The following is a 20,046-nucleotide window of genomic DNA, read 5'->3' on the forward strand; positions in this document are numbered from 1 at the left end:
ATGATGCCCGCTCAAACCGCTTAAAGAAAGCAGGAAATGCCTGTTAGTCTGATGCGCGTCGTCTATGCAAGTCTGTAAACCTTGACCATAATTGACGGCCTGAACCCGGTGCGACCCAGGAGAATGCTATGCCGAATCTGGCGCGTTTACCTAAAGTTCTGCTGATCATGGAGGCGCTCGGCGGCCTGCTGACGCTGTGCGCCCTGCTGCTGGCCAACCGCTGGCTGCCGTTGCCCGCGCAGGCTGATGGCAAGACGCTGGCGACCGCGCTGCTGGTTATTGGCATTCTGCTGATGCTGCCCGCCGCCTGGCTGATGATATGGCGCACCGCGCAAGCGATGGCGCCGCAGCTTTTTGGCCGCACCAACACTAAAAATGAGACTCGCCGGAGACCTTAATGACACCGACCATCGATCTATTGTGCAGCCACCGTTCCATTCGCGCCTTTACCGACCAGGCGATCGGCGCGGAACAGCGTGAGGCGATTATCGCCGCAGCGCAATCGGCGTCCACCTCCAGCTTTCTTCAGTGCTCTTCCATTATTCGCATCACCGATCGCGCGCTGCGCCAGCAGCTGGTCACCCTGACCGGCGGTCAGCAGTGGGTGGCGGACGCGGCGGAGTTTTGGGTATTTTGCGCCGACTTCAACCGCCACCTGCAGATTTGTCCCGATGCGCAGCTGGGCCGCGCCGAGCAGCTGCTGCTCGGCTGCGTCGATACCGCGCTGATGGCGCAAAACGCCATGGTCGCTGCCGAATCCCTTGGCCTTGGCGGCGTTTTTATCGGCGGTATCCGCAATAACATCGCGCAGGTCACCGAACTGCTCGGCCTGCCGAAATTCGTGCTGCCGCTGTTCGGCTTCTGTATCGGTTATCCCTCCGCCGTGCCAGACCAGAAGCCGCGCATGCCGCAGGCGATGCTGGTGCATGAAAACCGTTATCAGCCTGTCGATCCGCAGGTGCTGGCCGACTACGATAGCCGCACGGCGATCTACTACGAGCAGCGCGACAGCAATCAGCGCAGCGAAACCTGGAGCGAGCTGATTCAGCGGCTGATCGTCAAAGAGACCCGCCCCTTTATGCTCGACTACCTGCACCAGCAGGGCTGGGCGACGCGTTAATCCTGAAGAGGGTCGATGATGAAAATCGCTATCCTGTCGCGCGACGGGCAACTTTACTCCAGCCGCCGCTTGCGCGACGTTGCCGAGCAGCGCGGGCATGAGATTCAAATCATCGATCCGCTCGCCTGCTATATGAACATTAATCCGGCGTCGCCAGCGGTGCACTATCGCGGCGAGCCGCTCGGCCATTTCGACGCCGTTATTCCGCGCATCGGCTCCGCCGCCACCTTTTACGGTACGGCGGTGCTGCGCCAGTTCGAGATGTGCGGCAGCTATCCGCTTAACGAGTCGCTGGCGATCGCCCGCGCGCGCGACAAGCTGCGTTCGCTGCAGCTGCTGGCGCGTCAGGGCATCGATATGCCGGTGACCGGTTTCGCCTCGTCGCCCGACGATACCCAGGATCTTATCGCCATGGTCGGCGGCGCGCCGCTGGTGGTAAAGCTGGTAGAGGGCACGCAGGGCATCGGCGTGGTGCTGGCGGAGACGCGGCAGGCGGCGGAGAGCGTCATCGACGCCTTTCGCGGTCTTAACGCCCATATTCTGGTGCAGGAGTTTATTCAGGAGGCGCAGGGACGTGACGTGCGCTGCCTGGTGATTGGCGGCGAAGTGGTGGCGGCGATTGAACGCGAGGCGAAAGAGGGCGATTTCCGCTCCAACCTGCATCGCGGCGGCAAAGCGCATCCGGTAGAGATTACGCCGCAGGAGCGCGCCATCGCGATAAAAGCGGCCGCGACGCTGGGGCTGGACGTCGCGGGCGTCGATATTTTGCGTGCGCATCGCGGGCCTCTGGTAATGGAGGTAAATGCTTCCCCTGGCCTGGAGGGGATCGAAACCAGCACCGGCATCGATATCGCCGGCCTGATGATCGGCTGGACTGAGCGCAACGCTCTGCCCGGTTTCACTCTTAAAACCGGCGGCTGACGCGCGCTTTTCAGCGGTTTTCGTAGCGTCATGCGCTTTTTTTCCGTAAGCTTAGTCGCCTGTTTATTCACCCCTTGGGACACTACGATGGATTCTCTTGTCGTTCCGGATATCGACCTGTTGCGTCGCTGGCTGGATCAGCAAAATATCACCTGGTTCGAATGTGATGCCTGTCAGGCACTTCATCTGCCGCACATGCAAAATTTCGATGGGGTGTTCGACGCCAAAATCGATCTGGTCGACAACGTCATTCTCTTCTCCGCGCTGGCGGAAGTGAAGCCGACGGCGCTGATCCCGCTGGTCGGCGATCTGTCACAGATCAACGCCAGCTCGCTGACGGTGAAAGCCTTTGTCGACATTCAGGACGACAACCTGCCGAAGCTGATTGTCTGCCAGTCCCTGGCGACCAGCGCCGGTTTGACCTTCGGCCAGTTCGCCAGCTTTATGAAGCAGAGCGAAGAGCAGGTGTCCATGGTCATTATGGAAGCCTTTGCCAACAATCTGCTGATGATGGGCGAAGAAGAAGAGCGCGCGCCAGTGAGCTTTAGCCACTCGCTGCTGCATTAGTCCCGCCTTTTTCCGCCCTGATTTTACTGCCGCGTAATGCGGCAGTTTTCATTTCAAGCCCACCATTTTTTATTCTGCACTTTGCCCTTTACTGCCAGATATTTCTCGTGGTTTGTGCCGTTCCTGCCAGACCACATAGCACAAACATGCATAACCTGTCGCTAAAAGGCGTTTTTTACGCTGGGGTATGGTAGCCGCAGGGGAGCGAGGCTATTCTTGCGGGGCTGCATGAGACGTGGATTCGCAGCGCAGGTATCAGTTTTTACTATTAAACTCTCAATGAATATTGATTCATTGTGTCTGTGAATTGACGTACAGCTCGCAGCACTGGCCTCAGGCTTTGCCAGGCTGTGACGATCCGCTCAGGAGGAAATAAAAAGATGTTTAATCAAAAAAAATGGTTATCAGCTGCGGTTACCGGCGTACTGATGGTCGCCTCTGCAGGATCGATGGCGGAAGATAAAACGCTGCACGTTTATAACTGGTCAGATTATATCTCGGCGGACACGGTGCCGAATTTTGAGAAAGCCTCCGGCATTAAGGTGGTCTACGACGTCTTCGACTCCAACGAAGTGCTGGAAGGCAAACTGATGGCGGGCAGCACCGGCTACGACGTGGTGGTGCCATCCTCCAGCTTCCTGGCGCGCCAGCTGCAGTCCGGCGTATTCCAGCCGCTGGATAAGAGCAAACTGCCGAACTACAAGAATCTCGATCCTGAGCTGATGAAGAAAGTGGCGCAGCACGATCCCGATAACAAATACGCCATTCCTTATCTCTGGGGCACGACCGGCATCGGCTATAACGTCGATAAGGTGAAGGCGGCGCTGGGCGCTGACGCGCCGGTCAACAGCTGGGATCTGGTGCTGAAGCCGGAAAACCTCGAGAAGCTGAAAAGCTGCGGCGTCTCTTTCCTTGACGCTCCGGAAGAGATCTTCGCCACCGTGCTGAACTACCTTGGTAAAGATCCCAACAGCTCAGACGCGAAAGATTATTCTGGCGCGGCGACCGATCTGCTGCTGAAGCTGCGCCCCAGCATTCGCTACTTCCACTCATCGCAGTACATCAACGATCTGGCGAACGGCAACACCTGCGTCGCTATCGGCTGGTCAGGCGATATTCTGCAGGCGAAAAACCGCGCTGAACAGGCGAAAAACGGCGTGCACCTTGCCTACAGCGTGCCGAAAGAGGGGGCGCTCGCCTTCTTCGACATGATGGCGATCCCGAAAGACGCGAAGAACCTCGACGCGGCCTATCAATGGCTGAACTACATCATGGATCCGAAAGTGATTGCCGACGTTTCCAACAAAATGTCCTACGCTAACGGTAACAAGGCGTCGCTGCCGCTGATCAACGCTGATATCCGCAACAATCCGGGCATTTTCCCGACGCCGGAGGCGATGTCGAAGCTGTTCGTGCTGAAGGTGCAGGATCCGAAGCTGGATCGCGCACGCACCCGTGCATGGACGCGCGTGAAAAGCGGGAAATAAGCGGCTTTTTGCCTGTTCGCCAACTTACAACCTGGAACAGAGGCGCTGCGCTGGCCTCTGTTTTCTCTTTTTTAGCGGCTGGCTTAGCCGTTCCGCGTAGACCGGAGTAAACTGTTAGTGAATGACGCGATCCCTCGTCCCCAACCTAAAACCGCAAAGGCGCTTACGCCCTTGCTGGAGATCCGCAATCTGACCAAATCGTTCGACGGACAGCACGCCGTGGACGACGTCAGCCTGACCATTTACAAAGGCGAAATTTTTGCGCTGCTTGGCGCCTCGGGCTGTGGCAAATCGACGCTGCTGCGCATGCTGGCGGGCTTCGAGCCGCCGACCAGCGGCCAGATTGTGCTGGACGGTCAGGATCTCTCTCACGTGCCGCCTTACCAGCGTCCGGTAAACATGATGTTCCAGTCCTACGCGCTCTTTCCGCACATGACGGTAGAGCAGAATATCGCCTTTGGCCTAAAGCAGGACAAACTGCCTAAGGGTGAAATTACGGCGCGGGTGCAGGAGATGCTGGCGCTGGTACATATGCAGGAGTACGCGAAGCGCAAGCCGCATCAGCTCTCCGGCGGCCAGCGGCAGCGCGTGGCGCTGGCGCGCAGCCTGGCGAAGCGTCCCAAGCTGCTGCTGCTCGACGAGCCGATGGGCGCGCTCGATAAAAAACTGCGCGACCGCATGCAGCTGGAAGTGGTGGATATCCTGGAGCGCGTCGGCGCCACCTGCGTCATGGTGACGCACGATCAGGAAGAGGCGATGACCATGGCGGGGCGCATCGCCATTATGAACCGCGGCAAGTTTGTGCAGATCGGCGAGCCGGAAGAGATTTATGAGCATCCCACCACCGTTTACAGCGCCGAGTTTATCGGCTCGGTGAACGTCTTCAGCGGACTGCTGCGCGAACGTCAGGAGGATGGTCTGGTGATCGACAGCCCTGGGCTGATGCATCCGCTGAAGGTCGACTCCGATGTGTCGGTGCTGGACAACGTGCCGGTACACGTCGCGCTCCGCCCGGAGAAAGTGATGCTGTGCGACGAGGTGCCGGCGGACGGCTACAACTTTGCCGTGGGGGAAGTGGTGCACATCGCCTATCTCGGCGATCTCTCTATCTTTCACGTGCGCCTGAAAAGCGGGCAGATGATCAGCGCCCAGCTGCAGAACGCCCACCGCTTCCGCAAAGGATTGCCGACCTGGGGCGACGAAGTGCGCCTCTGCTGGGATGTTGACAGCTGCGTCGTGCTGACTGCCTGAGGAGATGCGATGAGCCAACTTTTTCACTCCAGCAAACCGGCGCGCGCCAGGCTGGCCGGTACGCCGCTGCAGCGCTGGGCGACGCGCATGAAAATGCGCCACGGCCGCAAGCTGGCGATCGCGCTGCCCTACATCTGGCTGGTGCTCTTTTTCCTGCTGCCATTTTTAATCGTGCTGAAGATCAGCTTCGCCGATATTGCGCGCGCGATCCCGCCCTATACCGAGCTGATTAGCTGGGCCGACGATCAGCTCAACGTGGTGCTGAATTTTGGTAACTACCTGACGCTCACCGAGGATCCCCTCTATGTGGACGCCTATCTGCAGTCGCTGAAGGTAGCGGCGATTTCGACGCTGATCTGCCTGCTGGTCGGCTACCCGCTCGCCTGGGCGGTGGCGCACAGCAAACCTTCGATGCGTACCATCCTGCTGCTGCTGGTGATCCTGCCGTCGTGGACCTCATTCCTGGTGCGCGTCTACGCCTGGATGGGACTGCTCAACAACAACGGTATCCTGAACCGTTTCCTGATGTGGCTGGGGGTGATCGATCATCCGCTGGTGATCCTCTATACCAATACGGCGGTCTATATCGGCATCGTTTACTGCTATCTGCCCTTTATGGTGCTGCCGATCTATACCGCGCTGACGCGCATCGACTACTCGCTGGTGGAGGCCTCGCTCGATCTTGGCGCGAAGCCGCTGAAGACCTTTTTCAGCGTTATCGTGCCGCTGACTAAAGGGGGCATTATCGCCGGTTCAATGCTGGTGTTTATTCCGGCAGTGGGCGAGTACGTGATCCCGGAGCTGCTGGGCGGCCCGGACAGCATTATGATTGGCCGCATCCTGTGGCAGGAGTTCTTTAACAACCGCGACTGGCCGGTCGCCTCGGCGCTGGCGGTGATTATCCTGCTAATTTTGATCCTGCCGATCGTCTGGTTCCACAAGCATCAAAACCGTGAAATGGGAGAGAAGGAATGAATCAGCTGCCTGCGATCCGCTCGCCGTGGCGCACCGCCATCCTGATCTGCGGCTTCCTGTTTCTCTATGCGCCGATGCTGCTGCTGGTGGTCTACTCCTTTAACAGCTCGCAGCTGGTGACGGTGTGGGAGAGTTTCTCGTTTCACTGGTATCGCGTGCTGTTTCAGGACAGCGCCATGCTGGACGCGGTTGGACTCAGCCTGACCATCGCCGCGCTGAGCGCGACCATGGCGGTGGTGCTCGGCACCCTGGCGGCGGTGGTGGTGGTGCGCTTTGGCCGCTTCCACGGCCATACCGGCTTCGCCTTTATGCTGACCGCGCCGCTGGTGATGCCCGACGTGATCACCGGCCTGTCGCTGCTGCTGCTGTTTGTCGCGATGGGCAACGCCTTCGGCTGGCCGAGCGACCGCGGCATGCTGACCATCTGGCTGGCGCACGTCACCTTCTGTACCGCCTATGTGGCGGTGGTAATCAACTCGCGCCTGCGCGAGCTGGATCGCTCGATTGAAGAGGCGGCGATGGACCTGGGGGCGACGCCGCTCAAGGTGTTTTTTGTGATTACCGTGCCGATGATCGCCCCGGCGATCGTCACCGGCTGGCTGCTCGCCTTTACGCTGTCGCTGGACGATCTGGTGATCGCCAGCTTCGTCACCGGGCCGGGCGCGACCACCTTACCGATGGCGATCTTTGCCACGGTGCGGCGCGGCGTAAACCCGGAGATTAACGCGCTGGCGTCGCTAATCCTCTTTGTGGTTGGACTGGTGGGCTTTATCGCCTGGCGCTGGATGGCGCACGAAGAAAAGCAGCGTATTCGTGATATTCAGAAGGCGAGACGTGGCTGAAATCCTTAACCTTTGCCACTATAGATGCGGGCGGATTTTTTCCGCCTCGCACAGGTACGGTTACGGAGTCAGCCATGTCGGAAATCCTGAAAAAAAGTGATTTTATCTCTCTCGCGCCCGTACCGGTGACGGTTGCGGGCATCGCGATTATTGCGACACGCTGCCTGAGCGTGCTGATGCTGGCGAATGAGCTGGGTTTCGAAGAGATGGTCAACTTTGTTCACCGTAGCGCACAAGCGTGGGACTCCACCCTTATCTTTATCGCCAGCCAGCTGATCTTTTTCTACGAGCTGCGCTGCGCCTTTATGCTGCTGCGCGGCAGCAATCAGAGCCGCTGGGGCTTTGCGGCAACACAGCTGGTGGTGCTGCTCTACATGCTGACGGCTTCCACCGGCGGCATCTATCCGGAAATTTTCAGCATCAGCGGTGCGAATAACGCGCAGATCGTTCACCATACGCTGATGCAAAAGCTGCCCGATCTGCTGGTGCTGGGGCTGCTGTTTCTTCCAGCCAGCAGCCGCGCATTTTTCCGCAAGCGGTGAGACTATTGCGCTCCGCTTGTGAGGTATCGTTCAGGCTTTTTCTAATAACGACCTTTTGTCGATTTCCACTGCAATAGCCTCTTCAATTTTCGCCACCTGGGATAATTGTCGGCGATGAAATATAATCTGGCTGGCATTCGAGTAGCCTGGCGCCCATAGCATATTGTTATCGTCGATGTCCTTATAGATTGAAATGAGCGGTTTTTCCCATGCGGCTGAAATATGGACTATCGATGTGTCTGGAGTGATGATCAAATCAGCGGAGGCAATCAACGCCATAGCGTGATGTAACGTCTTAAAGGGATTAATCACCGCAAAATCACTCATGTATTTATCAATTTTATTTAAGTGGTCAAGAATTATTATCTTCACGTTGCAATAGCTATTTAGCAGTTTATTAATAATGTTAGCCAGTTGCTCCTGTGAAAGACATCTCTCCTTATTGCCTGCAAAAATATTGATCAATACGACACGCTGCTTTCCCATATGATGCAGAAAGTTCACCACGTCACTTTGAACATTTTCTGGGATATGTAGTTTATAGGGTATGCTTTTTATATTTTCAATTTTCAGCGCGGCGGCGAGTTGAGCAACAGACTGCGTGATGTGTTGATCCTTTGAGGCGAAATCGAGCGATTTACTATAGTGATTAATACAGTGCCATTTATTGAAGCCAATAGCCATTTTGGCGTCAATATCATGCAAAAGCTTAACTCTGTGAACAGGCGTTTCAAGGCAAGGATCAATCACCAGGTCGTAATGGTTTTCCCGGAGCGTTGAGACAATCTCTCTACTAATTAAAGGTGTAAAAGACTTGAGAAAAACTTCAGTCGTGGCGTTTTCACAAACGTAGGCCTTTCTGATGTAAGGGTTATATTCTATGACCGTCTTATTGGCTTCGGTTAAAAGAATGTCAATGCAATAACCTCTCTTACTCAGTGCCTCAATAAAGGATGAATAGACAATAACATCACCTATCGTTCCTTCGTTTCTGATGATGAGTATTTTTTGTACTTTGTCAGGATTCCACGATGCTTTTTTTCTTCTGTCCCAGAGGATTTTTGCTAGTGCTAACCTTAATTTAATTTTTATTCCTTTCAGGAAATAATTTCTTTGCCTGTTTAGCGCTCTTATTTTATTAATTACTCTTCTAAACCCCTGCGCAAAGATCATAAGGCGTCCTTGTTATCCTGTTTGAGTTGTGCTGCTCTTCCTGATGAAGGAAGGCTAATAAAAAACGGATTTTAACACGCGGGGTAATTGCGAAAATTGCTCTGCAGATAAATAAGTATTGCGTATTAGAAACGGTTGTTTTTAATATGTTGGTAATAAGTTATTCCTTGTCGATCATTTCCCGGCCGGCAGCCGCGCATTTTTCCGCAGGCGGTGATACAATCGCACTCCGCCCGACCTTCCTATGATCAACACAGGCCTTACCCCATGCAATGCGCGCTCTATGACGCCCACCGCTGCCGCTCATGCCAGTGGCTGGAAAAACCCTATTCGCAGCAGCTCAGCGACAAAGCGTCGCGGCTGAAGTCGCTGCTGGCGCAGCAGCCGGTAGCGCAGTGGCTGCCGCCGGTCACTTCGGCGCAGCAGGCGTTTCGCAATAAGGCGAAGATGGTGGTCAGCGGCAGCGTAGAGCGCCCGGTGCTGGGCATGGTGCAGCGCGACGGCAGCGCGGTGGATCTCTGCGCCTGCCCGCTCTATCCAGACAGCTTCGCGCCGGTTTTCGCCGCGCTGAAGCCCTTTATCGCCCGCGCGGGCTTAACCCCCTATAACGTGGCGCGCAGGCGCGGCGAGCTGAAGTTCCTGCTGCTGACCGAAAGCACCCAGGGTGGCATGATGCTGCGCTTTGTGCTGCGCTCGCACGAGAAGCTGGATCAGCTGCGCGCCGCGCTGCCCTGGCTGCAGCAGCAGCTGCCGCAGCTCAAGGTCATCTCCGCGAATATACAGCCGGTGCACATGGCGATTCTGGAAGGGGAGGAGGAGATTGCGCTAACGCCGTCGCAGTCGCTGGCGGAAAACTTCAATCAGGTGCCGCTCTGGATCCGTCCGCAAAGCTTTTTCCAGACCAACCCGCAGGTCGCCGCCGCGCTCTACGCCGCCGCACGGGACTGGGTCGGCGAGCTGCGCATCAGCAGCATGTGGGACCTTTTCTGCGGCGTCGGCGGCTTCGGCCTGCACTGCGCCACGCCGCAGATGCAGCTGACAGGTATTGAGATCAGCGCCGAGGCGATCGCCTGCGCGCAGCGGTCGGCCGAGATGCTGGGGCTGAAAAAGGTGAGTTTTGCCGCGCTGGATTCGACCGCCTTTGCCACCGGGCGCGACGCGGTGCCCGATCTGGTGCTGGTCAACCCGCCGCGGCGCGGTATCGGCGCCGCGCTGTGCGATTATCTCAGCCGCATGGCGCCGGATAACATTCTCTACTCAAGCTGCAATCCAGAGAGCATGGCGCAGGATATCGCGCGGCTGGCGGATTATCGCGTGACGCGCGTGCAGCTGTTCGACATGTTTCCGCATACCGCGCACTTTGAAGTGCTCTGCCTGCTGACGCGCCGTCGCGCGGAAGAGGGTGGGCCAGCGTCCTGAGCCTCTGAGCCAGGAACGATGCAGAACCGATCGGACGCCCGTCCGCCAGCCCATAGTCGCGTCTTACTCAGGGAACCATTTCTGATTGAGCTCCTGAAGCACACCGTTGCTCTTCAGCGTCGTCAGCGCGGCGTTTAGCCTGTCGCGCAGCGCGTCGTTGCCTTTACGCACCGCGATGCCCAGACCGGTGCCGAAGTAAGCCTTATCGGTGACGTGCTCGCCGACCGGCGCTAAATCGCCGTTGGTCTTCAGCCACTGATTTACCACGGCCGTATCGCCGAATACACCGTCAAGGCGGCCATTTTTCATATCAAGAATAGCGTTCTGATAGCTGTCATAGGCGACGGTAACGATCTCAGGATGCTTCTCCTGCAGATATTTCTGGTGCGTGGTGCCGTTTTCGACCCCGATACGTTTGCCCTTGAGCGAGGCGAAATCGCTGAACTTACCTTTGCGCGCGATGACGATGGCGGAGTTAGCGTAATAGGGCTGGGTGAAATCGACCTGCTTGCTGCGATCGTCGGTAATATCCATACCGGAGATCACGGCGTCAAAGCGGCGAAACTTCAGCGAAGGGATCAGGCTGTCGAAGGCGTTATTGGTAAAGGTGCACTCCGTCTGCATTTGCTGGCAGAGCGCTTTCGCCAGGTCGATATCGTAGCCCACGATCTGATTATCGCGATCCAGCGATTCAAACGGCGGGTAGGTGGCGGAAGAGGCGAAGCGGATTGTCTCCGCCGCGTGGGCGCTCAGGGTCAGCGTCGCCAGCGCGGCGGCAAGGATCCATTTTTTCATCGTATTACTCCTGAAAACCATGCCAGAGGCGGAATGGTTGACACGATGCCAGTAAATGAATCTTTATGCAATATTTGTGAGTAAAAATGAAAAAGGCGAGCATTGCTCGCCTGGATATTAACTTCTGCGCTCAAAGGCGAGCGCTCGCCGTTCGACCAGCCGCATCATCAGCGTCAGCAGGCCGTTTACCACCAGATAGACCAGTCCGGCGGCGGCGAACACCATCACGTCGTAGGTGCGGCCGTACAGCAGCTGGCCGTGGCCCATCACTTCCATCAGCGTAATGGTGTAGGCGAGCGAGGTGCCTTTAAACACCAGCACCACCTCGTTGGAATAGGAGGAGAGGGCGCGCTTGAACGCATAGGGCAGCAGAATGCGCAGCGTATCTTTGCGGTTCATCCCGAGTGCCGCGCAGGCTTGCCACTGACCTGCCGGGATGGCACGCATCGCGCCATAAAACAGCTGCGTGGTATAGGCCGCGCTGTTAAGCGACAGCGCCAGCATGGCGCAGAGCCAGGGCTGCGACAGCAGATGCCACAGCCAGGGAACGCGCTGCAGGCTGGGAAACTGTCCCGGACCGTAGTAAATCAGGAAGATCTGCACCAGCAGCGGCGTGCCGGTAAACAGGGTGATATAGATTTTCACCAGCGGATTAAGCAGCGGCGTTTTCAGCGACAGCACCACGGTGAAGAGCAGCGCCAGCGCCAGCGCCACCAGCAGCGACGCCAGGGTAAGCGTCAGGCTGGTGTGTAGCCCTTTCAGGATTTCAGGCAGGTAGCTCAGCATCAGCTATTCCCTCGCTCAAAGCGGGTGGTGCGCAGCTCGATACGGCGCAGCACCGCCTGGCTCAGCAGCGTAATCACCAGATAGATCGCCGCGGCGATCAGAAACCAGGTAAAGGGCTCCTGGGTGCGGGTCGCAATGCTCTTAGTCTGCAGCATCAGATCGTTAACGCTGATCAGCGACACCAGCGCGGTATCCTTCAGCAGCACCAGCCACTGGTTGCCCAGCCCGGGCAGCGCGTGGCGCCACATCTGCGGCATAATCAGGCGCAGGAAGATGGCGGACTTCTTCATGCCCAGCGCCTGACCCGACTCCCACTGACCCTGCGGCACCGCCTTGAGCGCGCCGCGCAGGGTTTGCGAGGCGTAGGCGGAGTAGAGGATCGCCAGCGCAATCACGCCGCACAGAAAGGGGCTGACGTCGAAGTTCTCAATCTGAACCTGCACCGGCAGCTGGAACAGGCCGAAATTAAGGGTAAAGCCGTCGGAGAGCACCAGCAGCAGCTGCGAGGCGCCGAAATAGATAAACAGCACCACCAGGATCTCCGGCAGGCCGCGGATTAGCGTCACCAGCGCCGTGCCGATCCACGCCAGCGGCTTAATGCGCAGCGATTCCCAGCCGGCGAAAAACATCGCCAGCGCAAGGCCGGCGATCAGGGCGCAAACAGCGAGGCCGACGGTCATGCCGGCGGCGCTGGCGAGAGGATAGAACTCACTCATGGTTGATTACTGCTGGAACCATTTGCTGTAGATGGTTTTGTAGGTGCCGTCAGCCTTGACCTTCTCCAGCGCGGCGTTGAACTTCGCCTGCAGGTCGGTGTTGCCCTGGCGCACGGCGATGCCGAGGCCGGTGCCGAAGTAGGCTTTGTCAGTGACTTTATCGCCGACCGCCGCCAGGCTGGCGTTCTGCTTCAGCCATTCATTGACCACCGCCGTGTCGCCAAAGACCGCGTCGATACGGCCGTTTTTCAAGTCCAGCACCGCGTTCTGATAGCTGTCGTAGGGCACGGTGGTGATATCGGCATGCCGATCGTTAAGGTATTTCTGGTGCGTCGTGCCGTTCTGCACGCCGACGCGCTTGCCTTTCAGCGCGGCCACGTCGGCCACTTTGCCTTTCTGCGCGATAAACAGCGCGGAGTTATCGTAGTAAGGCTTGCTGAAAAGCACCTGTTTTTCGCGCTCGGGCGTGATGTCCATACCGGCCATTACCGCGTCGAAACGGCGGAACTTCAGGCTCGGGATCAGGCTGTCGAACGCCTGGTTGGTAAAGGTGCAGGTGGCGTTCATCTCTTTGCAGAGCGCGTTCGCCAGGTCGACGTCAAAGCCCTGAATCTTGTTGCTGGAATCAACGAATTCAAACGGTGGATAGGAGGCCTCCGTGGCGAAGCGAATAGTCTGCGCCGCAGACGCGCTCAGGCTCAGACCAGCAAGCAGTGCAGCAAGTACGATTTTTTTCATTGAGAGCTTCCTGACTTAATGCGAAAGATAATGTGCAAACGCCTCGGTTTGCGGCTGTGTAAATCGGCTGGCGTCGCCCTGTTCCACAATATGGCCGTTCTCCATATAGACCACGCGGCTGGCGGTTTTACGGGCGACTTCCACTTCGTGCGTCACGATGACCTGGGTAATGTGCGTCTGGGCGAGCTCGCGAATAATGCTGACGATTTGCGCGGTGATTTCCGGATCGAGCGCGGCGGTCGGCTCGTCGAACAGCAGCACCTGCGGCTCCATCATCAGGGCGCGCGCGATGGCGACGCGCTGCTGCTGGCCGCCGGAGAGATGCAGCGGAAAGCGATCGGCATAAGGCGTAAGGCGCAGGCGATCCAGCAGCTTGTCGGCGCGCGCGCGCGCCTCCGCTTTGCTGAGGCCCAGCACGCGGCACGGCGCTTCGATCAGGTTCTGCACCACGGTAAGATGCGGCCAGAGATTATATTGCTGGAAAACCATGCCAACATTCTGACGCAGTTCGCGGATGGCGGCGTCGGACGGGGTCTTGCTGAAGTCGAAATGGTTGCCGGCGATTTTCAGACTGCCCGAGCGTGGCTGCTCCAGCAGGTTAAGCACGCGCAGGAGTGAGCTTTTCCCCGCGCCGCTTGGGCCGAGCAGCACCAGCGTTTCGCCTTGCGGGCAATCCAGATTGATGTCAAACAGCGCCTGATGGGCGCCGTAAAAGCAGTTAATCCCGTTTAGTTGAATACTCATGCGCAAATTTTGAATAGCCATTAGTGCCGCGAATCTTAACCGTACCAGAATAGTTATGCAAATGAAGTGGGTTAAAATTTATTAAACTGCAGCGAAACAGATAAAGCGTAGCACAATATCGCGCCACTTAGCGGCAGGAAGGGGCAGGCAAAAGAGGCGCGCCGCATGAAAGCCGCGCGCCGCAGGATATTATTTTCTCGCCTGCTCCAGCGTCTGGCTCAGGGTGCCGCCGCCAGGATGCGCCCAGTCGGCGACGTAACGCACGTCATCCACTACCCAGCAGCTGCCTTCGCGGATCATCAGCACCTCATCCTGCCACTTTTTGCCGTCGCGGCTCAGCTCGACGCGCAGTGGAATATTACGCGCGTCGCGGTTCGGGATGGTCGAGCTGTCCGCCACGCTGGCGGCGGTTGGACCCTGCGCCAGGCTGGAGAAGAGATCGCTGCTGCGCCACTGCGCCGTGGCGTTGCTGCCCTGGGTATTCGCCTGCTGCAGCGCCAGATAGAGGCGGTCGCTCAGGTAGGGGCGATATTTTGCCAGCCGATCGCTGCCCGGCAGGCCAGGCGTCGGCTGCTGAATGCGCAGGTCGTAAAACTGCTGCGCGACGCTGTCTGGGCCGCCGTCGACGCAGGGGGCGGCGCGAGGGCCGTTGTCCTTAATGACCGGCTCCACCGTGGTACAGGCGGAGAGCAGCAGTGCAGCCGGAAGCAGCAGCGCAAAGGCTTTGTTTCTCATCTCGATTTCCTTATTGTTCTCTGGCAAAGCGCTATTTTTAGCATAGAGTATAGCCGTGCTTTTTAGTTGAAAGAGCCTTGTCCCCTGTTTCATATCTGGAGAGAACGATGAAATTTTCTACCACGCCTACGCTGGAAGGATACAGCATCAGCGACTACTGCGGCGTCGTCACCGGCGAAGCGATCCTTGGCGCTAACATTTTCCGCGACTTTTTCGCCGGCATCCGCGACGTAGTCGGCGGTCGCTCCGGCGCCTATGAGAAAGAGCTGCGCAAGGCGCGCGAAATCGCCTTCGAGGAGCTGGAAGCGCAGGCGAAGGCGCTGGGTGCCAGTGCGGTGGTCGGCATTGATATCGATTATGAAACCGTCGGCAAAGATGGCAGCATGCTGATGGTCAGCGTGAGCGGCACGGCGGTGAAACTTCGTTGAGGCTGCTGATCGCCGCGCTGGCGCTGCTGCTGGCGGGCTGCCAGAGCGGACTGGAATCGCGGCAGGGCTACTGGGTCGATACGCAGCATCCGGCTTACGGCGCAAGGCCGCGTATTAAAGCGATCGTGATTCACTATACCGCCGAAGATTTTCCCTCGTCGCTGGCGACCCTGACCGATCGCGATGTCAGCGCCCACTACCTTATTCCCCGCCAGCCGCCGCGGCGCGCCGGAAAACACATTATCTGGCAGCTGGTGCCGGAGCCGCAGCTCGCCTGGCACGCGGGGCCGAGCTTCTGGCGCGGCGCGACGCGCCTCAACGACACCTCTATCGGCATCGAGCTGGTGAACCGCGGCTATACGCCTACCCTGACCGGGCGCGACTGGCAGCCTTTTACCGAGGCGCAGATCGCCGCGCTGACGCTATTGGTGGAGGATATCGCCCGGCGCTACGCCATCGCGCCGCAGAATATCGTCGGCCACAGCGATATTGCGCCGCAGCGCAAGCAGGATCCCGGGCCGCTGTTTCCCTGGGGGCAGCTGGCGCGGCAGGGGATTGGCGCCTGGCCGGAGACGTCGCGCGTGCAGCACTATTTAGTGGGCAGGGCGGCGCAGACGCCGGTTGAGATGGAGACGCTGCTGGCGGCGCTGTCGCGCTACGGCTACGACGTGAGCGGCGCCGCCACGCCGCGTCAGCAGCAGCGGCTGATCGCGGCGTTCCAGATGCATTTTCGTCCGGCGGACTACCGCGGCTTGCCGGACGCGGAGACGCTGGCGATTGCCGAAGCGCTGCTGGAGAAGTATGGCGATTAACGCTGCAGGAAGGCTTTCCAGTGCGCCACCAGCTGCTCCAGCGCATGGCGGTCGACATCCAGATGGGTAACGATGCGCGTTACCGGCCCGACGCTTAGCAGCACGTCTCGCGCGGCGAACCAGTTTTTCAGCGGCGCGATCTGCTCGGCGGGCACGCGCACAAACAGCATGTTGGTCTGCTGATCCACCACTTCGACGCCCGCCTGCTGCAGCTGCTGGCCGAGCCAGGCGGCGTTGTCGTGATCCTCTTTCAGCCGCGCCACGTTGTGCTGCAGCGCATAGAGGCCGGCCGCCGCCAGGATGCCCGCCTGACGCATGCCGCCGCCCGCCATTTTGCGCCAGCGGCGCGCGCGCTCGATGTAGGCCTCATCGCCGCACAGCAGCGATCCCACCGGCGTGCCCAGCCCTTTCGACAGGCAGATCGTCAGCGTGTCGCAGTAGCGGGCAATCGCCTCCAGCGTGACGTTCTGCGCCACCACCGCGTTAAAGATGCGCGCGCCGTCAATATGCAGCGCCAGCTTGCGCTCGCGGCTGAACGCCCAGGCGCGGGCGAGATAGTCGAGCGGCAGCACCTTGCCGTGGTGGGTGTTCTCCAGGCTAAGCAGGCGGGTACGGGCAAAGTGGATATCGTCCGGTTTGATGGCGGCGGCCACTAAGTCCAGCGGCAGCGTGCCGTCTTCGGCGGCGAGGATTGGCTGCGGCTGAATACTGCCCAGCACCGCCGCGCCGCCCGCTTCATATTTATAGTTATGCGCCTGCTGGCCGACGATATATTCGTCGCCGCGCTCGCAGTGGCTCAGCAGCGCCACCAGATTGGCCTGAGTGCCGGTCGGGAAGAATAGCGCGGCCGCTTTGCCGCTGAGCCGCGCGGCTTCCGCCTCCAGCGCATTGACGGTGGGATCGTCGCGATAGACGTCGTCGCCGGTTTCGGCGGTCATCATCGCCTGCAACATCGCGGCGCTCGGCCGGGTTACGGTATCACTGCGTAAATCGATCACGTTGCTCTCCTGAGAAAAGAAAAGCGGGCGTAAACGCCCGTTAAGAATGCCAACAGGTGCCGAAGCGGGTGGCATGGGCCGATCGCAAAGTCGCTCAAGGCATCCATGCGCGCTCGGCCCGCGTCATCCCTGACGCGGGACGCTTTGCTCTTCTGCCCATGCCACCCGCTTCTCAGGCTTTGAGCACGCTGAAAGAAACATCAGCGCCCAGCGTCGTTTCTCTCTTTTACCGCAGCCAGTTGGTTTTCGCCAGCTCCACCACTTCGTCGCCGCGACCGTTCAGGATGGCGCGCAGCATATAGAGGCTAAAACCTTTCGCCTGCTCCAGTTTGATCTGCGGCGGCATCGCCAGCTCCTCTTTGGCGGTGATGACATCCACCAGCACCGGACCGGGATGCGCAAACGCCTGCTCCAGCGCGCCGTTAAGCTCGGACGCCTTCTCTACGCGCAGCCCTTTAATGCCGCACGCCTCGGCGATAGCGGCGAAGTCAGGGTTATCCAGCTCGGTGCCGTCGGTGAGATAGCCACCCGCCTTCATCTCCATGGCGACAAAGCCCAGCACGCTGTTATTGAAGATCACCAGCTTCACCGGCAGCCTGAGCTGCGCCAGGGTGATGAAGTCGCCCATCAGCATGCTGAAGCCGCCGTCGCCGCACAGCGCTACCACCTGACGATCGCGGTTCAGCGCCTGGGCACCGAGCGCCTGCGGCATGGCGTTCGCCATTGAGCCGTGATTGAACGAGCCGAGCAGGCGGCGACGGCCGTTCATCTTCAGATAGCGTGCCGCCCAGACGGTGGGCGTGCCGACGTCGCAGGTGAAAATCGCGTCGTCGCTGGCGTAGTGGCTGATCTGCTGCGCCAGATACTGCGGATGGATTGCCTGCTTATCGTTGGCGTTAGCCAGCTCATCCAGCCCTTTGCGCGCGTCGGCGTAGTGTTCCAGCGCGCTGTCGAGATGATGACGGTCGGTTTTTCTCTCCAGCCGCGGCAGCAGCGCCTGCAGCGTCGGCTTCACCGCGCCGACATATGCCTGATCAAGATGGCAGTGCGCGCCCAGGCTGCCGGGATTGATATCGAGCTGGATGATTTTGGCCTGTTCGGGATAGAACGCGCGGTAGGGGAATTTGGTGCCGAGCAGCACCAGCGTATCGGCGTTCATCATGGCGTGATAGCCCGATGAGAAGCCGATCAGCCCGGTCATGCCGACATCATACGGATTATCGTACTCAAGATGCTCTTTGCCGCGCAGCGCATGGACGATGGGCGCCTTCAGGGTCTCCGCCAGTCGCACCACTTCATCATGGGCGCCAGCACAGCCGCTGCCGCACAGCAGCGTGATATTGCTGGCCTCGTTCAGGGTTTGTGCCAGCAGCGCCAGCTCGCTTTCCTGGGGCAGAACCTGCGGCAGGAGCGGCGGATACCAGGCGGCCGACGCGCCCTCTGGCGCGGGCTTCAGCGCCACGTCGCCCGGCAGCACCACCACCGAGACGCCGCGATTGAGGATCGCCTCGCGCATCGCGATGCCCAGCACCTGCGGCAGCTGCTCCGGGCTGGAGACCAGTTCGCAGTAGTGGCTACACTCGCGGAACAGCTCCTGCGGATGCGTCTCCTGAAAATAGCCGCTGCCGATCTCGCTGGAGGGGATATGGGCGGCGATCGCCAGTACCGGCACGCGGTTGCGGTGGCAGTCGAACAGGCCGTTGATCAGATGCAGGTTGCCTGGCCCGCAGGAGCCGGCGCAGACCGCCAGCTCGCCGCTGACGTGCGCTTCCGCGCCGGCGGCGAAGGCGGCGACCTCTTCGTGTCGCGTCGGCATCCACTCAATGGTGCCCATGCGGTTCAGGCTGTCGCTCAGCCCGTTCAGGGAGTCTCCGGTCACCCCCCAGATACGTTTGACGCCGGCGTTTTCCAGCGTTTTCGCGATCAGCGCCGCAACGGTCTGTTTCATCGTACTCTCCTCTGGCTGTAAGCCATCTTCCCGATGGCGGACAAAAAGAGAAGACTAGTCGAGGTTTCGCGCGCGCAGCCGTGAAAAAGTGCGCTGCGCGTTACGCGGAGAAAAAGGCGATAAGCAGCGGCGCCAGTAAACTCATCACAAAGCCGTGCACGATAGCGGCCGGCACGATTTCATTGCCCCCCGCGCGCTGCAGCACCGGCAGGGTGAAATCCATCGCCGTCGCGCCGCACAGCCCGAGGGCGCTGGAGCGATGCCGGGCGATCAGCGCCGGGATCAGCATAATGGCGGTCAGCTCGCGCACCAGGTCGTTAAAAAAGGCGGCGCTGCCAATCACCGGGCCGAACGCTTCGGTCATCAGGATGCCGGAAAGAGAGTACCAGCCGAAGCCGCTGGCCAGCGCCAGGCCGGTTTTCAGCGGCAGACCGAGCAGCGCGGCGGCGATGGCGCCGCCCAACAGGGCGCTCAGCAGCACCACCACCGACACCAGCATGCCGCGTCGATTAAGCAGAATCTGGCGCAGCGTCATGCCGCTGCCGCGCAGCTGCACCCCGACGAGAAACAGCAGAAAGATCAGCGCATATTCGCTGGCGGTTGAGGCGTGTCGCAGAAAAGCGAGCTGCGTCAGTCCCGTCAGAAAGCCCAGTACCACCACGCCGCACAGCGTCAGCGAGTCGAGCGCCATACGCAGCCGCGACGGCAGCGCTTCCTGCCTGTGCTTGTGCTGCCAGGGACGTTTTTTTTCCAGCAGGCGCAGCGCCAGCAGGTTGCAGAGCAGGATCGCCAGCGCGCTGACCAACGCGATATGAAAAACGCTAAGCAGATTGCGGCTGAGATTATCGAGAAAGGCGAGGCTGATGCCCATAAAGAAGAGAATGATATAGACCATCCAGCCCAGCAGTCGATTTACCAGACGTAAAAAAGCGGGCTGGCGCAGCGGCAACAGCCAGCCCGCCACCAGCGGCAGCAAAATAATAAGAAGCCCAGAATACATAGCGAATGCATTTCCTTGCAGAGAGTGCGGACACGCTAGCGAAAAAGCC

At 59.2% G+C, this 20,046-nt stretch carries 22 protein-coding genes; 12 read left to right on the top strand and 10 right to left on the bottom strand.

All coding sequences use genetic code 11. The features are described 5' to 3' along the window. Positions 1-128: 128 nt before the first annotated feature. From ACR6A7_RS08695 to ACR6A7_RS08735, 9 genes are all read left to right on the top strand, one after another. Positions 129-398: a DUF1418 family protein gene (locus ACR6A7_RS08695; protein WP_434124485.1), complete on the top strand. Its 270-nt coding sequence runs from the start codon at positions 129-131 to the stop codon at positions 396-398. Further along, the gene (gene nfsA, locus ACR6A7_RS08700) at positions 398-1,120 is read left to right on the top strand and encodes an oxygen-insensitive NADPH nitroreductase (RefSeq protein WP_434124486.1); all 723 of its coding nucleotides are present in this window, start codon (positions 398-400) and stop codon (positions 1,118-1,120) included. Before ACR6A7_RS08695 ends, nfsA begins: the two co-directional genes overlap by 1 nt. A gap of 18 nt (positions 1,121-1,138) precedes the next feature. After that, positions 1,139-2,041, top strand: a complete 903-nt coding sequence (rimK, locus tag ACR6A7_RS08705; RefSeq protein WP_434124680.1) for a 30S ribosomal protein S6--L-glutamate ligase — start codon at positions 1,139-1,141, stop codon at positions 2,039-2,041. Positions 2,042-2,128: 87 nt separating this feature from the next. Next, positions 2,129-2,608, top strand: a complete 480-nt coding sequence (locus ACR6A7_RS08710; protein WP_033789230.1) for a YbjN domain-containing protein — start codon at positions 2,129-2,131, stop codon at positions 2,606-2,608. Positions 2,609-2,988: 380 nt separating this feature from the next. Further along, entirely contained in the window at positions 2,989-4,095 is a 1,107-nt protein-coding gene (gene potF, locus ACR6A7_RS08715; protein ID WP_033789231.1) for a spermidine/putrescine ABC transporter substrate-binding protein PotF, read from the top strand. 117 nt (positions 4,096-4,212) lie between these two features. After that, positions 4,213-5,346, top strand: a complete 1,134-nt coding sequence (potG, locus tag ACR6A7_RS08720; RefSeq protein WP_434124487.1) for a putrescine ABC transporter ATP-binding subunit PotG — start codon at positions 4,213-4,215, stop codon at positions 5,344-5,346. A 9-nt stretch (positions 5,347-5,355) separates the two neighbouring features. Then, positions 5,356-6,321, top strand: a complete 966-nt coding sequence (potH, locus tag ACR6A7_RS08725; protein WP_434124488.1) for a putrescine ABC transporter permease PotH — start codon at positions 5,356-5,358, stop codon at positions 6,319-6,321. Further along, positions 6,318-7,163: a putrescine ABC transporter permease PotI gene (potI, locus tag ACR6A7_RS08730; protein WP_434124489.1), complete on the top strand. Its 846-nt coding sequence runs from the start codon at positions 6,318-6,320 to the stop codon at positions 7,161-7,163. Before potH ends, potI begins: the two co-directional genes overlap by 4 nt. A gap of 74 nt (positions 7,164-7,237) precedes the next feature. Beyond that, the gene (locus ACR6A7_RS08735; RefSeq protein WP_434124490.1) at positions 7,238-7,705 is read left to right on the top strand and encodes a YbjO family protein; all 468 of its coding nucleotides are present in this window, start codon (positions 7,238-7,240) and stop codon (positions 7,703-7,705) included. 30 nt (positions 7,706-7,735) lie between these two features. Here ACR6A7_RS08735 and ACR6A7_RS08740 read toward each other — a convergent pair whose 3' ends face one another. Continuing rightward, positions 7,736-8,878, bottom strand: a complete 1,143-nt coding sequence (locus ACR6A7_RS08740) for a glycosyltransferase family 9 protein (RefSeq protein WP_434124491.1) — start codon at positions 8,876-8,878, stop codon at positions 7,736-7,738. A gap of 216 nt (positions 8,879-9,094) precedes the next feature. On the opposite strand from ACR6A7_RS08740, the gene rlmC reads away from it, so the two are divergent. After that, complete coding sequence (gene rlmC / locus ACR6A7_RS08745; RefSeq protein ID WP_434124681.1) at positions 9,095-10,297, top strand: 23S rRNA (uracil(747)-C(5))-methyltransferase RlmC; 1,203 nt, start codon at positions 9,095-9,097, stop codon at positions 10,295-10,297. A 63-nt stretch (positions 10,298-10,360) separates the two neighbouring features. On the opposite strand, the gene ACR6A7_RS08750 is transcribed toward rlmC, so the two are convergent. The 6 genes from ACR6A7_RS08750 to ACR6A7_RS08775 all read right to left on the bottom strand — a co-directional run bounded on the left by ACR6A7_RS08750 (position 10,361) and on the right by ACR6A7_RS08775 (position 14,811). Next, a complete protein-coding gene (locus tag ACR6A7_RS08750) occupies positions 10,361-11,092 on the bottom strand; it encodes an arginine ABC transporter substrate-binding protein (protein WP_434124492.1) in 732 nt (243 codons plus the stop codon). Positions 11,093-11,209: 117 nt separating this feature from the next. Next, positions 11,210-11,878: an arginine ABC transporter permease ArtM gene (gene artM, locus ACR6A7_RS08755; RefSeq protein WP_434124493.1), complete on the bottom strand. Its 669-nt coding sequence runs from the start codon at positions 11,876-11,878 to the stop codon at positions 11,210-11,212. After that, positions 11,878-12,594: an arginine ABC transporter permease ArtQ gene (gene artQ / locus ACR6A7_RS08760; protein ID WP_434124494.1), complete on the bottom strand. Its 717-nt coding sequence runs from the start codon at positions 12,592-12,594 to the stop codon at positions 11,878-11,880. The genes artM and artQ overlap by 1 nt, the downstream gene beginning before the upstream one ends. A 6-nt stretch (positions 12,595-12,600) precedes the next feature. Then, positions 12,601-13,332 (bottom strand): arginine ABC transporter substrate-binding protein, encoded by a 732-nt coding sequence (gene artJ / locus ACR6A7_RS08765; RefSeq protein ID WP_434124495.1) that lies wholly within the window; start codon positions 13,330-13,332, stop codon positions 12,601-12,603. Between the two features lie 15 nt (positions 13,333-13,347). Then, the gene (gene artP / locus ACR6A7_RS08770; RefSeq protein ID WP_434124496.1) at positions 13,348-14,076 is read right to left on the bottom strand and encodes an arginine ABC transporter ATP-binding protein ArtP; all 729 of its coding nucleotides are present in this window, start codon (positions 14,074-14,076) and stop codon (positions 13,348-13,350) included. A gap of 189 nt (positions 14,077-14,265) precedes the next feature. Further along, positions 14,266-14,811: a lipoprotein gene (locus ACR6A7_RS08775; RefSeq protein ID WP_434124497.1), complete on the bottom strand. Its 546-nt coding sequence runs from the start codon at positions 14,809-14,811 to the stop codon at positions 14,266-14,268. A 107-nt stretch (positions 14,812-14,918) separates the two neighbouring features. Here ACR6A7_RS08775 and ACR6A7_RS08780 point away from each other — a divergent pair, with 107 nt between their 5' ends. Together ACR6A7_RS08780 and ACR6A7_RS08785 are read left to right on the top strand one after the other, a co-directional pair. Beyond that, a complete protein-coding gene (locus ACR6A7_RS08780) occupies positions 14,919-15,239 on the top strand; it encodes a heavy metal-binding domain-containing protein (protein WP_434124498.1) in 321 nt (106 codons plus the stop codon). Next, positions 15,236-16,051: an N-acetylmuramoyl-L-alanine amidase gene (locus tag ACR6A7_RS08785; RefSeq protein ID WP_434124499.1), complete on the top strand. Its 816-nt coding sequence runs from the start codon at positions 15,236-15,238 to the stop codon at positions 16,049-16,051. The genes ACR6A7_RS08780 and ACR6A7_RS08785 overlap by 4 nt, the downstream gene beginning before the upstream one ends. Here the strand turns inward: ACR6A7_RS08785 and ltaE are convergent. From ltaE to ACR6A7_RS08800, 3 genes are all read right to left on the bottom strand, one after another. Continuing rightward, positions 16,048-17,049: a low-specificity L-threonine aldolase gene (ltaE, locus tag ACR6A7_RS08790; protein ID WP_434124500.1), complete on the bottom strand. Its 1,002-nt coding sequence runs from the start codon at positions 17,047-17,049 to the stop codon at positions 16,048-16,050. The genes ACR6A7_RS08785 and ltaE overlap by 4 nt on opposite strands. Before the next feature lie 226 nt (positions 17,050-17,275). Beyond that, complete coding sequence (poxB, locus tag ACR6A7_RS08795; RefSeq protein WP_434124501.1) at positions 17,276-18,997, bottom strand: ubiquinone-dependent pyruvate dehydrogenase; 1,722 nt, start codon at positions 18,995-18,997, stop codon at positions 17,276-17,278. 100 nt (positions 18,998-19,097) lie between these two features. After that, the gene (locus ACR6A7_RS08800; RefSeq protein WP_434124502.1) at positions 19,098-19,997 is read right to left on the bottom strand and encodes a LysO family transporter; all 900 of its coding nucleotides are present in this window, start codon (positions 19,995-19,997) and stop codon (positions 19,098-19,100) included. Between the last annotated feature and the right edge of the window lie 49 nt (positions 19,998-20,046).

The sequence above is a fragment of the Pantoea phyllosphaerae genome (genome assembly GCF_051025595.1).
GTDB lineage: Bacteria > Pseudomonadota > Gammaproteobacteria > Enterobacterales > Enterobacteriaceae > Pantoea.

Bases quoted from the DNA above. Each gene is read 5' to 3' on its own strand.
- ACR6A7_RS08695 (WP_434124485.1), top strand. From the start codon at position 129: ATGCCGAATCTGGCGCGTTTACCTAAAGTTCTGCTGATCATGGAGGCG.
- nfsA (WP_434124486.1), top strand. From the start codon at position 398: ATGACACCGACCATCGATCTATTGTGCAGCCACCGTTCCATTCGCGCC.
- rimK (WP_434124680.1), top strand. From the start codon at position 1,139: ATGAAAATCGCTATCCTGTCGCGCGACGGGCAACTTTACTCCAGCCGC.
- ACR6A7_RS08710 (WP_033789230.1), top strand. From the start codon at position 2,129: ATGGATTCTCTTGTCGTTCCGGATATCGACCTGTTGCGTCGCTGGCTG.
- potF (WP_033789231.1), top strand. From the start codon at position 2,989: ATGTTTAATCAAAAAAAATGGTTATCAGCTGCGGTTACCGGCGTACTG.
- potH (WP_434124488.1), top strand. From the start codon at position 5,356: ATGAGCCAACTTTTTCACTCCAGCAAACCGGCGCGCGCCAGGCTGGCC.
- potI (WP_434124489.1), top strand. From the start codon at position 6,318: ATGAATCAGCTGCCTGCGATCCGCTCGCCGTGGCGCACCGCCATCCTG.
- ACR6A7_RS08735 (WP_434124490.1), top strand. From the start codon at position 7,238: ATGTCGGAAATCCTGAAAAAAAGTGATTTTATCTCTCTCGCGCCCGTA.
- ACR6A7_RS08740 (WP_434124491.1), bottom strand. From the start codon at position 8,878: ATGATCTTTGCGCAGGGGTTTAGAAGAGTAATTAATAAAATAAGAGCG.
- ACR6A7_RS08750 (WP_434124492.1), bottom strand. From the start codon at position 11,092: ATGAAAAAATGGATCCTTGCCGCCGCGCTGGCGACGCTGACCCTGAGC.
- artM (WP_434124493.1), bottom strand. From the start codon at position 11,878: ATGCTGAGCTACCTGCCTGAAATCCTGAAAGGGCTACACACCAGCCTG.
- artQ (WP_434124494.1), bottom strand. From the start codon at position 12,594: ATGAGTGAGTTCTATCCTCTCGCCAGCGCCGCCGGCATGACCGTCGGC.
- artJ (WP_434124495.1), bottom strand. From the start codon at position 13,332: ATGAAAAAAATCGTACTTGCTGCACTGCTTGCTGGTCTGAGCCTGAGC.
- artP (WP_434124496.1), bottom strand. From the start codon at position 14,076: ATGAGTATTCAACTAAACGGGATTAACTGCTTTTACGGCGCCCATCAG.
- ACR6A7_RS08775 (WP_434124497.1), bottom strand. From the start codon at position 14,811: ATGAGAAACAAAGCCTTTGCGCTGCTGCTTCCGGCTGCACTGCTGCTC.
- ACR6A7_RS08780 (WP_434124498.1), top strand. From the start codon at position 14,919: ATGAAATTTTCTACCACGCCTACGCTGGAAGGATACAGCATCAGCGAC.
- poxB (WP_434124501.1), bottom strand. From the start codon at position 18,997: ATGAAACAGACCGTTGCGGCGCTGATCGCGAAAACGCTGGAAAACGCC.
- ACR6A7_RS08800 (WP_434124502.1), bottom strand. From the start codon at position 19,997: ATGTATTCTGGGCTTCTTATTATTTTGCTGCCGCTGGTGGCGGGCTGG.